The sequence below is a fragment of the Duncaniella sp. genome (assembly GCF_029056165.1).
In the GTDB taxonomy this organism is placed as follows: domain Bacteria; phylum Bacteroidota; class Bacteroidia; order Bacteroidales; family Muribaculaceae; genus Duncaniella.
The window spans coordinates 1-12,843 of the sequence record NZ_JAIDBW010000046.1 but is presented as its reverse complement, the minus strand read 5'-3'; the positions used below and the strand labels follow the sequence as shown (position 1 = coordinate 12,843).

The 12,843-nt window shown below is 51.6% G+C and carries 10 protein-coding genes and 2 tRNA genes; all 12 read right to left on the bottom strand.

The window, feature by feature from the left end; translation table 11 throughout:
• Nucleotides 1-48 precede the first annotated feature (48 nt).
• Complete coding sequence (locus K2G41_RS10530) at nucleotides 49-1,491, bottom strand: fimbrillin family protein (protein ID WP_300117976.1); 1,443 nt, start codon at nucleotides 1,489-1,491, stop codon at nucleotides 49-51.
• Between the two features lie 57 nt (nucleotides 1,492-1,548).
• On the bottom strand, nucleotides 1,549-3,075 hold the full coding sequence (locus K2G41_RS10525) for a fimbrillin family protein (RefSeq protein WP_300117974.1): 1,527 nt from the start codon (nucleotides 3,073-3,075) through the stop codon (nucleotides 1,549-1,551).
• Between the two features lie 60 nt (nucleotides 3,076-3,135).
• Nucleotides 3,136-4,113: a DUF5119 domain-containing protein gene (locus tag K2G41_RS10520; protein ID WP_300117972.1), complete on the bottom strand. Its 978-nt coding sequence runs from the start codon at nucleotides 4,111-4,113 to the stop codon at nucleotides 3,136-3,138.
• Nucleotides 4,110-5,504 (bottom strand): DUF3575 domain-containing protein, encoded by a 1,395-nt coding sequence (locus K2G41_RS10515; RefSeq protein WP_300117970.1) that lies wholly within the window; start codon nucleotides 5,502-5,504, stop codon nucleotides 4,110-4,112. Before K2G41_RS10515 ends, K2G41_RS10520 begins: the two co-directional genes overlap by 4 nt.
• 556 nt (nucleotides 5,505-6,060) lie before the next feature.
• Nucleotides 6,061-7,104 (bottom strand): ketol-acid reductoisomerase, encoded by a 1,044-nt coding sequence (gene ilvC / locus K2G41_RS10510; protein ID WP_300117968.1) that lies wholly within the window; start codon nucleotides 7,102-7,104, stop codon nucleotides 6,061-6,063.
• A gap of 83 nt (nucleotides 7,105-7,187) precedes the next feature.
• Nucleotides 7,188-7,934, bottom strand: coding sequence for an acyl-ACP thioesterase domain-containing protein (locus K2G41_RS10505; protein WP_300117966.1), 747 nt, complete (start codon nucleotides 7,932-7,934; stop codon nucleotides 7,188-7,190).
• A gap of 19 nt (nucleotides 7,935-7,953) precedes the next feature.
• Nucleotides 7,954-8,505, bottom strand: a complete 552-nt coding sequence (gene ilvN / locus K2G41_RS10500) for an acetolactate synthase small subunit (protein WP_300117964.1) — start codon at nucleotides 8,503-8,505, stop codon at nucleotides 7,954-7,956.
• A gap of 21 nt (nucleotides 8,506-8,526) precedes the next feature.
• Nucleotides 8,527-10,251, bottom strand: a complete 1,725-nt coding sequence (gene ilvB / locus K2G41_RS10495; RefSeq protein ID WP_300117962.1) for a biosynthetic-type acetolactate synthase large subunit — start codon at nucleotides 10,249-10,251, stop codon at nucleotides 8,527-8,529.
• A 46-nt stretch (nucleotides 10,252-10,297) separates the two neighbouring features.
• The gene (gene ilvD / locus K2G41_RS10490) at nucleotides 10,298-12,130 is read right to left on the bottom strand and encodes a dihydroxy-acid dehydratase (RefSeq protein WP_300117960.1); all 1,833 of its coding nucleotides are present in this window, start codon (nucleotides 12,128-12,130) and stop codon (nucleotides 10,298-10,300) included.
• 214 nt (nucleotides 12,131-12,344) lie between these two features.
• Nucleotides 12,345-12,416: transfer RNA gene (locus K2G41_RS10485), tRNA-Glu, on the bottom strand.
• Between the two features lie 51 nt (nucleotides 12,417-12,467).
• Nucleotides 12,468-12,725, bottom strand: coding sequence for a 30S ribosomal protein S20 (rpsT, locus tag K2G41_RS10480; protein WP_300117943.1), 258 nt, complete (start codon nucleotides 12,723-12,725; stop codon nucleotides 12,468-12,470).
• A gap of 43 nt (nucleotides 12,726-12,768) precedes the next feature.
• Nucleotides 12,769-12,840 (bottom strand) — tRNA-Glu (locus K2G41_RS10475).
• Between the last annotated feature and the right edge of the window lie 3 nt (nucleotides 12,841-12,843).

Sequence of the window (12,843 nt, the reverse complement as noted above, 5' to 3'; positions counted from 1 at the left end):
CAGGGATTAGTCGGTTTTTATGCAGGGATAACGAGGATGGGAAGGTGCTTAAGGGACAACCACATCCGGATCATAATCTTCATTTTTGGAGGCATATTCCCAGCGATCCACGCTTACGCCCCATGAAATGGTGGATTTTCCTCCGATTGGTTTACCCGGTTCGGGATCGTCAGGATCATGCAGGCCGATACCATCCGAATAATTCAGGGTATAGACATATCGTTTTCCTGCATTCCAGTCGGCATCGACAGGCACAGCAGCCCATCCGAAATCCTTTATTTCTTCCCCTTCGGCTGCTATATATGGTTTCTGACGATAGGGATCGGTAAAGAACGAGCCTTCTGTCTCACCGGGATATAGACGTGTGATGATCTCTCCTGAATGATCGACGGCATAATAAATGACAATCATATTATATGGATTGTCGGGATAAGGATAGATCTTGTAACCGGATAAATCCGTAACCCTGAGAAGAATGCTGAAATACATTTTATCGGTGGTGTATGGGATGGTGGCTATATCCGGATCGGCAAGACCTTCCCATTTCGGACTGGATGTCGGTATGACCATCGCGCAGCCTCCGAGACCCATGATGGACGCAGCCGATGCGAGGGAATTATGCTCGGAGTGGTTTATATTGAAGATCCTGTCTCCTGATGCCGGAACAGTTTCATAGGCCGGAACTCCGCGGTAAAGATATTCCACCTTGTCCTTGACGACGTCACCGGCATTCATCCAACATCCTGAAGAAGCCGCTGATGTTGCGTCGGAGAACACAAATGTATCTTCAACGACAGTGTTGCCCAGACGTACGCCTGCGATCTCGAAATTATAGGCCATACCTGACCCCCAAGCTTTCAGCTCCACTTGACTCATCTGATGACTGAAAGCAAGTTCGACACCGTTGTTGAAATCCTTCCATCTTTCGCCGGATGCTTCGGCCGTTACAAAGTCAAATTGGCTGGAGATATCATTGTTGACACGCACGATTCCGAGCCGGTAATCGACAGTTGTAGTGGAATTGATCTCGGTAGTGCTATTGATAAGGTTGAAATACTTATCGCTGTTTGAGTCGGAGAGATAGGAATTGTCTGTCGCCATGACAGCACGCGAAGGAGAGAATGCGAAAAATTTGAGCAGGCCGCCGCCTTCAGGCCAGTCTCGCGGACCTTCGTCAGGAGATGACACATAGGTCACGCCGGCTGATGGTGTGACTCTGCGGATAAACGTAGCATCTTCGAAATAAGGGCTGATAAACCCTGCCGCATCTGTCTTGATATCACCTGTATTAAAGCATGTGACCTGAAAGGATTCAAGATTGTCAAGCGTCATATCCTCGGCCCTTGAGGGGGCGACATCTGAGAGAGAAGTCTTGAAGTAGATCTTATCTCTCATCCAGCTATAGCCATCCGGCTCTGCTTCCTCCTTTGAACAGGAGGAAGCAGAGAGGACTGCTACAAGTGCAAAATATGTCACTTTTATTATCTTCATATACTTTTAATTCAGTTGACGGGGTTTTAACCCCCGAACCTCTATTGCGGCAGAATATTATTCCTTCGGAACGGTAGTACTGATATTCTGCTCGTCCCAGTTCACGACTGATACGGAGAATGTGATACCTGAACCGATAATGGGAGTACCGGGTTTGGGATCTTCCGGATCCTGAATGCCCACGCCGTGAGAGAAGTCAAGGGTATAGATGTATTTCTTACCACGCTCCCAGTTGACACCTACAGGTACTGAGGCCCAACCGAATTCAACGATTTCGTTATTAGCCCCTACAGTAGCTGTCTTAGAGGGTACGCGACCGATGACCTTGTTTGAATTCTTCTCTTTCTCAAGATAGACCACATTCATGGTGGTGTTATTACCGTAGGGATAAATCTGCGGGGTGTTGACTTCAGAGGCTTCCGCTTTCAGGGTTACACGGAGAAGGATGCTGAAGTACATGTCACCTTCAAGATTGTCGGCACTCCAAGGTTTCGGGTCTTTGCCATCAGCAGCTGCGCTGTACTTGGAAGCGATCCAAGGATTCTCTTCGCCGGCCCATGCACCGTTTTTGGTGGGGAGCACCATTGCATTGCCACCCTTACCCATGATCGAGAGAGCGGTAGCTGCGGTAGTGTGTGCGGGAGTGGTGACTACCTGACCGCCGCTAAGGTTGTTGAAGACACCCATACGGTAGATTTCATCCCCCTCACCGTAGATATACTCTACCGGGAGTCGCTGAGGATCTTTTGAGATGCCCCACTGGCCACCTTCGGGATTGCTTACGTTTCCGTCGGCATCACAGAAGTTGAAGATGGCAGAACCGGTATAGGGACGACCGAGTCTCACACCTGCAATCTCGATATTGAAATCCTTGTTATTTGAGAATGCTCTGAGCTCGACGTTTGAAAGCTGATGTCTGAATTTGAGTTCGACACCTAACTTAGCGTCATCTTCACTCTTGGGAGTGGGTGCTGCGATGTGGGCTGTGATGAAGTCAACCTGCTTTGAGATATCGGTAGCCACATAGAAGCGTCCGAGTTTGAAACCCTTGTAGAGCTGGACATCTTTGAATGTGGAGTTCTGCTGACCCATAGGATCGAGAGGCACATTGTCCTGACACAGGTTGAAGAATTGGATGCCTTGAGTGTAGTTCGCGAGAAGGGTGGAATAATTTTCTGCTGACTGGTCAAGTTGAGTCATGGCGGCAGACTGGATCTCATCAAGAGAAGGAGCGTAAGCGAAGAATTCCACTTGTTCGGCTACTTCCTGCGAGGGCCATTTCTGGTTACTGGTACTTGCATAGATATTTGCTCCCATCTGGTAGAATGGTTCATCCCAGAAGAGTGAGTCGGGTAGTTCTCCGTTGACGGCTTTGTGGTTGTTGGGATAAGCTGTCACGTAGAATGTCGCCGGATTAGTGGTGTAATCGAGAGCCGGATTGACACGGCTTGACACCCCGGCACGGAATGAGATGGGCAAACCATCTCCATCATTGCTCGGTTTAACCGTAGGCACTTCTTCTTGTGAGCAAGAGGCAAGAACTATAAGGCCACTTGCGATTGCGGTTAAAGAAAGTTTGTTCATAGATTGGGAGAATTATAGAATTATTATTTTGATTTTCTAAATAATTTCAGATGAGTTTTGTCATACTTGGATATCGAAATAGTAGGTTTCCCAACTGTCGATCTCTATGCTCACTCCGCCTTCGGGAGGTGTGACCGGTTCGTCAGGAAGTTCAGGCAATTTGAGTCCGTATAGCTTGATGCTGACATTACGCGGATCGGGTGCATTGTTCACCTGATCTGTCACATCGAAGGTGTAGAAGTTACCCGTTCGGTTTTTCAGAGCTATGTAGAGACTTATTTTGTGAGGACGTTCAGGACCTGCAGGAAGGCCGAACGTAAGGAACTCGGAACTCAGGGTTTTCAGTTCATCGTCAGCTGTAAGGGTGAATGTGTGTGATACGGCTTCCGATGTGGCCGACATCCTGCCCGGATAGTAGCCGCCCGCCAGAGACGATATGGTAGCGTCGATACGGGTGTCGGCGTTCTGAAGATTTTCCACATCCACGAATTCCACCGAATAATGGCAGACGAGTTCTTCTGGGTAGAATGTCACCGTCTGCTGATGACTCGAAACCTTTAGCTCGATCTCACTATTCTGAGCACCGTATATCATGGTCGGGGTGACGCGTAACGGTTCATCTTCCGTACCCTCCGCGCGTGGAATGCTTGTCGTGGAGATTCCCTGACCGAGGAGGACCGACGTATTGTCAGTGTAGATCTCTATCTCATTATGTGAATGCTGGTTGCGCAGATAGTGGACGTAGGGATCATCATTGCTGTGACACACGGCGGTATGCTTGCCCGCGTAGGATGTGATCAGGCCACCGTTACGGTTGTTGAACCAATAGTTCATCACGTCGTGTTCCTCAGGGTAAAGATAGAGGTTCATGGACGAGACCTGTGTGTCAGGTGCTTTGCTCCAGTCAAACACCACCTCGACTTTTTCGGCGATAGTGGTTGGTGCGTTGTCATTGAGATCCTTCTGGGTGCATCCTTCTGTCAGCATGAACATGCCGCCCAACAGCAGTGTCGAAGTTTTAAAGATGTATGGTTTCATCGGTCACCTCCTTTCCTGATGTTGGTGTTTCCGCGTCCTAAGAGCCAAACGAGTGAGATTTCGGCCTTCGTCGGCCCGAAAAATCGCATCTTGTATTCTTTCTTGCGGTAATAATCGTTGTCAAACGGGAAATACTTTATGTAATTTCCACCCAGATAACCTAATCCTATCGAGAAGTCTATGTTGAGGTGTTTGCTTATGGGGAGAGAGTAGCCATACTCGATTCCTGAGTTCACGAGGCAGCGGTCCCAGAGTGTTCCGCCGGGCTGGCCTCCCATATATCCTGTGCCACCCCACTCGAAGTCGAATGTAAGCACTCCGCAATACACACCGATGTGATGTCCCGTGAGAGGTTTTTCGGCTGCCTTGTGGCCGAACCACCATCTTGCACCGAGTTCACCTCCATAGATGCGCCAGTAGCGGTGGCGCGAATTGCTGTCCCACCACCCGTACATCCAGTTGGCGAGCACGGAGAAATTTTTACCTAAATAGAATTCCGCTCCTATGTTGGGGACGGCCGCTATGTCGAAGAGCATATTGGTGCGTAGGTCCATATAGAACGGCTTCTTCGTCACAGGTCCGATTTCGATCGGACTTGCGGCTGTTTCTGCTGTCACAGTGTCACAGACAAGTGTTTCTTCGATCTCAATGACGGTTGGTTCCGGTGATGGAGGATCTATCTCCCGATGGATGCTCTTTTCATACTCCACATAGAGATATGAGTAGCGCAGCGCGGGAAAGAGTTGACGATACATGTAAGCGTAGGGGACACCGTCTTTCATCGTTTTGAGGCGGTTGAGCAGTGTGTTGCTTTCAGTTGTGGAGAGAGCGGTAGCGGTGACTGCCGGATGCAGCAGTGCGAGCACCTCGTTCCGTGAAGGAACGTCACTGTCGGAAGTAACCAGATTGTATAGTCCTTTCCAGTTTCGTCCGAGATATTCGAAATCGGTTATCGAATCCGGAAGTGTGATGTGTCTGGCGAAATAATCGAACAGGACATGGGCACGTTGCTCTGAGAGTTGGCGGTCGATCGCTTCCGATCCCTCAGGCGAGGCTGAGCCTATGATCCGCAGGGTGCTGATGACAAATGTGGAATCCTGACCGGATACCTTTTGCAGTTGATGGATCAGATTGTCAAGTCGTTCGCCATTACCGTCAAGACCGAGATCGAGACTGGATTGCGACAGGTGGAAGTGTATTTCTGTGGAGTCGGTGGCAATTTCCCTGTCTGAAGTAGAGGGTATAACGGGGCTGGCAGCCGAACCAATGACCGCCATAAGTAGCACAATAAAACAAGCCAATCCTCGTAGTAGATTGGTATTCAGATCGTTACCACCTAAATGGGGGGGGTAAAACGACGAGGTGTTGTAGCTGTCATACGGCGCGGACATAGATTAGTTAAAATTTTACTACCAAAGTAGGATAATAGTTGGTTTAGAGATAATTAATCGGATAAAACAATGGTTAGATTTAATAAATCAGGGGAGAATACTATTACCCCATGATCAGATGAGAAATTAGGTTATGACCCGGTGTTATATAGTGATTTGATAGACCATAATTGTCCTTCATTTCTCCGGAATGTGGTATTGGATTCTTCTTAATTATATGCAAAGTTAGCTATTTATATGATTAATTGCAAAATAAACCTAAAAAAAGTAGGATGAAAAAATAAAAAGATAGATAAAATAATAATCGTACTTAAAGTGGATAAAGGCTGTAACGATGCTTTTAGACGTAAAAAGATCCATAGTGGTGTCCCACCGTTGGATTCGTGTTCTGGATGGATGGAGAATGGGTGATTGTGTCAAAATTCAAACGGCTGTAGAGCCTGCACAAGTGCTGGCTCTACAGCCGTTTATTAATTCGATGCAGCCTCTTGAAGCGGCTGTGCCGTCTGGCGGAGTCGGCAAAGAATATATCTGCCCTTATTGGCAGGGCTGCTTATTATGCGTTTTCGGGACGGAGAGTGCGGACAGTTGCACCTGCACGCCACATCTCGCTCTCGCGGAGTGCCTTGAGTTCTTCCTCAAGCTTTTCACGGTAGTCGGGCTGAGTATTGGAGTCGATCGAACGCTGAGCCTCGTTACCGCTCTTCACGCTCTCGTAGAGCTGATAAACGACGGGCTTGATGGCATCGTGGAACGGGCCCATCCAGTCGAGCGCGCCGCGCTGTGCGGTGGTCGAGCAGTTTGCATACATCCAGTCCATACCCTTTGCTGCGAAGAGGGGCATGAGTGACTGGGTGAGTTCCTCTACGGTCTCGTTGAATGCTTCGGAGGGAGTGTGGCCGTTTTCACGGAGCACTTCATACTGTGCGAGGAGCAGACCTTGGATCGCACCCATGAGCGAACCGCGCTCGCCGGTGAGGTCGCTGACTGCTTCGCGCTGGAAAGTGGTCTCGAAGAGATAGCCTGAACCGATGCCGATACCGAGGGCGAGTGTGCGTTCGAGCGCACGGCCGGTTGCGTCCTGATATACTGCGAAGCTTGAGTTTGTTCCCTTGCCCTCCTTGAAGAGGATGCGGAGCATAGTGCCTGAACCCTTGGGGGCAACCATGATCACATCGACATCAGCAGGGGGGACAACGCCTGTACGATCGCTCCAGTTGATGGCGAAACCGTGGCTGAAATAGAGAGCCTTGCCGGGGGTGAGGTGCTTCTTGATCGTGGGCCACTGTGAGATCACGGCTGCATCGCTGAGCAGACACATGATGACTGTGCCACGCTTGCAGGCTTCCTCGATTGAGAACAGAGTCTCGCCGGGAACCCAGCCATCGGCCACTGCCTTGTCGTAAGTCTTGCCTTCGCGCTGACCGACGATCACGTTGAAACCGTTGTCACGGAGGTCGAGACCCTGACCGGGACCCTGAACACCATAACCGATTACGGCGATGGTTTCATCTTTGAGTACTTCGCGAGCCTTTTCGAGGGGGAATTCTTCGCGGGTGATGACGGTTTCTTCAACGCCACCGAAATTTAATTTTGCCATAAATTTGTCAGTTTTTTAATTTATTTCTTGTTCGTTTTCTGATGTTGACTGTGTAAGGTTGCAGGGAGATGTGTCCCCGGTTGTCAGCGGGTCTCGAAGCGGATGCGGGCGAGACAGCAGGGGGTCGAGTTGACCTCGATGGCCACATCGCTTATCTCCGGACTCCCCTCGTGTGGGGCGGAGACCACGTGTGCCTCCTCGTCATAATGCGCCTCATGCTTGAACGCTACCTCGAAACGCGATGGGCGCATGGCCTCGTAGTGGTCGAGCGTCCACATGTCCGTGATCAGGTCTATGTAGCGACGGGTGGTGACGTGGCGGTTCACATCAATGTCCGAGACGGCGAAGCGGTAACTGTGTTCGCGCTCAGGATTGGTCACCGGCATGAGCTTTCCGCCTTTTTCGCCTTCGAAACAGCGGTCGGTCACGATGTCGAGCCCATCCCAGATGGGAGTCAGATCGCCGGGACGGCGGGTGGTCATGTTGACAGCCATCCATGTTGAGTGAGCGCGCATGATCACGCGCCCCGACTCTGCGTCGGTCATCTCGAAATCGCGTTCCGAGAATAGGCGGCTTGTGCTTTCGACCCATGTTGAGAGCCGGTAAGCGCGGTTGACTGTCGGAACTTCCGGCATGTCGATGGTCAGACGGCTCAACACCCATGAGATCCCCTCACGGATCATACGTTCAAAGCCTATGCCGATAAGGTTGGCATGGCAGGTGGCAGTGTCGATGAGTGTGGTGACCAGACGCGAGAGTGGCATCTCGCGCTGGGCGTTAACTTCGGAAGCCGTGAGGAAAAATTCGTTTGTAAATACCTTCTGTATCATTTGCCGGAGTGATGGTTGTTTACCTCTTCTCTGATTGCTGGCGACGCAGCTCCTGTTCTTCGAGATAGTGGGTGAAATGTTCGGTCGGCGATTTCGTCACGCAGATGCGTCCCGAACGTATGAACTGGAGTATGCCGTACTTGGCCAGCAGTTCGTAGAGAGCCTGCGTCTCGCTCTCGTGGCCGGTCTTTTCAAGTATGGTGTAGTCACGCGTCAGCTCAAGGATGCGCGCGTTGTGGACGCGTATGATGCGTTCGAAGTCCTTCTCGTCGAGCAGTTTCTGCGTGGGCACTTTGTAGAGGGCCACTTCCTGATATACTATCTCGTCATCCGTGAAATAGTAAGCGCGGAGCACGTCGATGCAGCGTTCGATCTGTTTGATCACCTTCTCTATCGTTGCCTGATCGGACGTACACGTGAAGTTCATCTTGTGTATGCCGGGGAGCGAGCTTGAGCTTGACGACACACTTTCAAGGTTAAGGCCGCGACGCGTGAAGATGATGGATATGCGGTTGAGAAGTCCGACTTGGTTCTCGGTAAATACCGAAATCGTAAAGAGTTTCTTGTCCATTATGTCCTTATGTGTCTTGACTTAACCCTGATACTTAGTAGTAGGATTGATGAGTATATCGTTGACGGCCGCTCCGGGGACGATCATGGGGAATACCATATCTTCCGGATCGATGTTTACATCGAGCAGATATGCTCCCTCATGAGCCATCATGCGGTCGATAGCCCCGTCGAGTTCCGACCGGCTTGCCACGCGTTCGGCCTTGATGTCATAAGCCTTGGCTATGGTCACGAAGTCGGGATTGATCATCGGGGTGGCTGAGAAGCGGTTGTTGTAGAACATCGACTGCCACTGACGGACATTGCCGAGGAAATCATTGTTCAGGATGATCACCTTTACGGCGACGTTGTAGGCGAGTATTGTTCCGAGTTCCTGCATGGTCATCTGGAAACCTCCGTCGCCCATGAAGGCAAACACCTCGCGCTCCGGACAGGCTATCTTTGCTCCGATCGCTGCCGGAAGGCAGAAGCCCATCGTGCCGAGACCTCCCGACGTGATCATGCTCTTCGGAAGAGTATATTTGAAATAGCGGGCAGCCATCATCTGGTTCTGACCCACGTCGGTGACAAGTATGCCGCTGTTGCCGGAAGCTTCGGAGATCTTGCGTATCACCTCGCCCATGCGCATGGCTCCTTCGGGGGCTATGTCATCGGGATCAAGTTCTCGTTTCATCACCTCCTCGCGCTCCACTTCCTCCGGCCTGTCGAACGATGCGAGCCATTCCGTGTGCTTGCTTTTGTTGACGAGTGGCAGGAGTGCTTTGAGTGCCTTCTTTGCGTCGGCATGGATTGAGATGGCGGCTTTGACGTTCTTGTTGAACTCAGCGCGGTCAATATCTATATGTATGATCTTTGCCTGCGGTGCATATTTGCTCACCACGCCTGTCACGCGGTCATCGAAACGGAGTCCTACGCCGAGGATCACGTCCGCGCGGTTGGTGTTGATGTTCGGACCGATGTTGCCGTGCATACCGACCATACCTTTGTTGAGCGGATGGTCCGACGGGATGTCCGACAGGCCGAGGAGGGTAGTGGTGACCGGCAGGTCGGCCTTCTCGGCGAGGGCTATGAGTTCGGGCTCTGCGTCGGCGAGCATCACTCCGTGGCCGGCGATGATCATCGGACACTCGGCACGGTTCAGCATGGAGGCGGCTGCAAGCACGTCGCCGGGCAGCATCTCAGGATCGGGATTATAGCTTCGGATATAATCGGTCTTCTTGTAATCCCATTCGAGAGTGCCCACCTGAGCGTCGCGGGTGACGTCGAGCACCACCGGACCGGGACGCCCTGTTGAGGCGATGTAGAATGCACGGGCAATAGCCCAAGGTATCTCTTCGGGAGTACGGATCTGATAGGCCCATTTGGTGATCGGGAGTGTGATACCCATCACGTCGGTTTCCTGAAAAGCGTCAGAACCGAGTGAGCTGACAGCTACCTGACCCGTGATCACCACGAGCGGGGTGCAGTCGATGTTGGCATCCGCTACGCCGGTGATGATATTGGTGGCGGCGGGGCCGGAGGTGACTGTGACTACACCGACTTTACCCGAAACGCGCGCATAGCCTTGAGCTGCATGGACAGCTCCCTGTTCATGGCGCGTCAGGATATGGTTGAGACGGTCGGTGAAATCGAAAAGTTTATCGTAGAAAGGCATGATCTGTCCGCCAGGATAGCCGAAGATCGTATCTACGCCCTCGGCTAAAAGTGCGCGGCAGATTGCCTCTGATCCTGTGATTCGTTCACTCATATAAATAGTTTGTACGAGTTGCAGTTTTGGTTTCAGTGTATATTGTTCAGTCATCGAGATGACGTACACCGCCCTTGTCGGCGGATGTCACCATAGATGCGTAGGCGCGCAGTGCCTGTGACACCTTGCGGTCACGGTCGCGCGGAGTGAAAGCCTTGTTGCCGAGGGCTTCCTCCTCCTTGCGTCGCTCGGCGAGTTCCTCATCGGAAAGCCGCACGTTGATGCTGCGCGCAGGGATATCGATTTCAATTATGTCACCGTCCTTCACCAGACCGATGTTGCCACCGTTGGCGGCTTCGGGTGATATGTGGCCGATTGAGAGTCCTGATGTCCCTCCGGAGAAGCGTCCGTCAGTGATAAGCGCACACTCTTTGCCGAGGTGCTTGCTCTTGATGTAGGAAGTGGGGTAGAGCATTTCCTGCATACCCGGTCCTCCCTTGGGACCTTCGTAGGTGATCACGACGATATCACCGCTTTTCACCTTGTCGCGGAGGATGCCATCCACTGCAGCTTCCTGCGAGGTGAACACTTTGGCCGGACCGCTGAAACGGAAGATGCTTTCATCCACGCCGGCGGTCTTGACGACGCAGCCGTCCTGCGCGATATTGCCTTTGAGTACTGCGAGGCCGCCGTCCTTTACGTATGCATGGTCCATGTCGCGGATGCATCCTTTCTCGCGGTCAGTGTCAAGCTCCGAGTAGTAGCTCATCTGCTTGCCGAGTTCGGTGGTGCGCCTCATTCCGGGCGCGCTCTTCCAGAGCTCGTCGGCATGATCGTCGAATTTCTTTCCGCCGACTGCATAATGGTCGATAGCTTCTCCGAGAGTCATTCCATCGACGCGTTTCACCTTGGGATCAACGAGACCTGCGTCGGCAAGGATCTTCATGATCGAGAGGATGCCTCCGGCGCGGTTCACGTCCTGAATATGATAGTGGGAATTGGGTGCGACTTTACAGAGTACCGGAGTGTGGCGAGAGAGGGCGTCGATATCGTCCATCGTGAAGTCCGCACCGGCCTCATGGGCCACGGCGAGAAGATGGAGCACGGTGTTGGTCGAGCCGCCCATGGCGATGTCGAGCGTCATGGCGTTGAGCATGGCCTGACGGGTAGCTATGTTGCGGGGCAATACGCTTTCGTCTCCGTCGCGGTAGTAGGCGTATGTGTTGCGGACAATCATCTCGGCTGCTTTCTTGAAAAGCTGGAGACGGTTGAGATGCGTGGCGACGATAGTTCCGTTGCCGGGAAGTGCGAGACCGATAGCCTCGTTGAGAGAGTTCATTGAGTTGGCGGTGAACATGCCAGAGCATGATCCGCACGTCGGACAGCCTTTCTGTTCGAGTTCGGTGACTTCAGCGTCGCTCACGCTTTCGTCGGCCGCATCGATCATGATGTCGATGAGATCCACGGCGCGTCCGTTGACCTCTCCGGCTTCCATCGGGCCGCCGGAGACGAATATGGCGGGAATGTTGAGGCGCATTGCGGCCATCAGCATGCCGGGAGTGACTTTGTCGCAGTTCGAGATGCAGACCATTGCGTCAGCCTTGTGGGCATTGACCATGTACTCGATTGAGTCCGCGATCATGTCGCGCGAGGGGAGCGAGTAAAGCATACCGTCGTGACCCATCGCTATTCCGTCGTCAATGGCTATGGTGTTGAATTCCGCTGCGAAGCATCCCTGCTTCTCAATTTCGTTCTTTACTATCTGACCGACCTCGTGGAGATGGGTATGGCCGGGGACAAACTGCGTGAAAGAGTTGACAATTGCTATGATGGGCTTACCGAATTGCTCTTCCTTCATACCGTTTGCTCGCCATAAGGCGCGGGCGCCTGCCATGCGGCGACCTCCGGTGCTTGTTGCGCTTTTCAATGGAAAACTCATGTCTGTTGCGAACCTATGAATTTGTTAAAGTTATTCGCAAAAATACGATAATATGTTGTAAAACACAAATTTTGACTGAATATTTTAGCAATCTTTACTTTTATGCGTGAAATAATCGTCAGAACTGCACGCGCTGGCCATCAGTGTGCATGATTACGCAGCGTTTGGGATATAAAAAAAAGTATCACCGGTCGGTGATACCGGTGATACTCTGTAGCCCATAGGAGAATCGAACTCCTCTTTCAAGAATGAAAATCTTGCGTCCTAGCCGATAGACGAATGGGCCATTCCTTAACCAAGATAGCTTGTCGGAAAAATCTTCAAGAAGCCTTCCGTATTAAGCGGCGAGCTTTGCGATATGATGAGCAAGCTTGCTCTTGAGGTTAGCGGCTTTGTTCTTAGAGATTGACTTCTTTGAGGCAAGACGGTCAAGCATTGCACCTACCTTGCGGAATGCTGCTTCTGCTTCAGCCTTGTCTGTGAGCTTGCGAAGATTGCGAACGGCGTTGCGTGCAGTCTTTGCGTAGTAACGGTTGCGAAGTCTGCGTGATTCGGTCTGACGAATTCTCTTAAGTGATGATTTATGATTTGCCATCGGTTAATTTTAATGTCTTTTGTTCTTGATTAAGTCTTGTTTGTAGCCCATAGGAGAATCGAACTCCTCTTTCAAGAATGAAAATCTTGCGTCCTAGCCGATAGACGAATGGGCCTTC

Coding starts and splice junctions, on each gene's coding strand:
- ilvC (WP_300117968.1), bottom strand. CDS start 7,104: ATGGCAAAATTAAATTTCGGTGGCGTTGAAGAAACCGTCATCACCCGC.
- ilvD (WP_300117960.1), bottom strand. CDS start 12,130: ATGAGTTTTCCATTGAAAAGCGCAACAAGCACCGGAGGTCGCCGCATG.
- K2G41_RS10515 (WP_300117970.1), bottom strand. CDS start 5,504: ATGTCCGCGCCGTATGACAGCTACAACACCTCGTCGTTTTACCCCCCC.
- ilvN (WP_300117964.1), bottom strand. CDS start 8,505: ATGGACAAGAAACTCTTTACGATTTCGGTATTTACCGAGAACCAAGTC.
- K2G41_RS10520 (WP_300117972.1), bottom strand. CDS start 4,113: ATGAAACCATACATCTTTAAAACTTCGACACTGCTGTTGGGCGGCATG.
- K2G41_RS10525 (WP_300117974.1), bottom strand. CDS start 3,075: ATGAACAAACTTTCTTTAACCGCAATCGCAAGTGGCCTTATAGTTCTT.
- rpsT (WP_300117943.1), bottom strand. CDS start 12,725: ATGGCAAATCATAAATCATCACTTAAGAGAATTCGTCAGACCGAATCA.
- ilvB (WP_300117962.1), bottom strand. CDS start 10,251: ATGAGTGAACGAATCACAGGATCAGAGGCAATCTGCCGCGCACTTTTA.
- K2G41_RS10530 (WP_300117976.1), bottom strand. CDS start 1,491: ATGAAGATAATAAAAGTGACATATTTTGCACTTGTAGCAGTCCTCTCT.
- K2G41_RS10505 (WP_300117966.1), bottom strand. CDS start 7,934: ATGATACAGAAGGTATTTACAAACGAATTTTTCCTCACGGCTTCCGAA.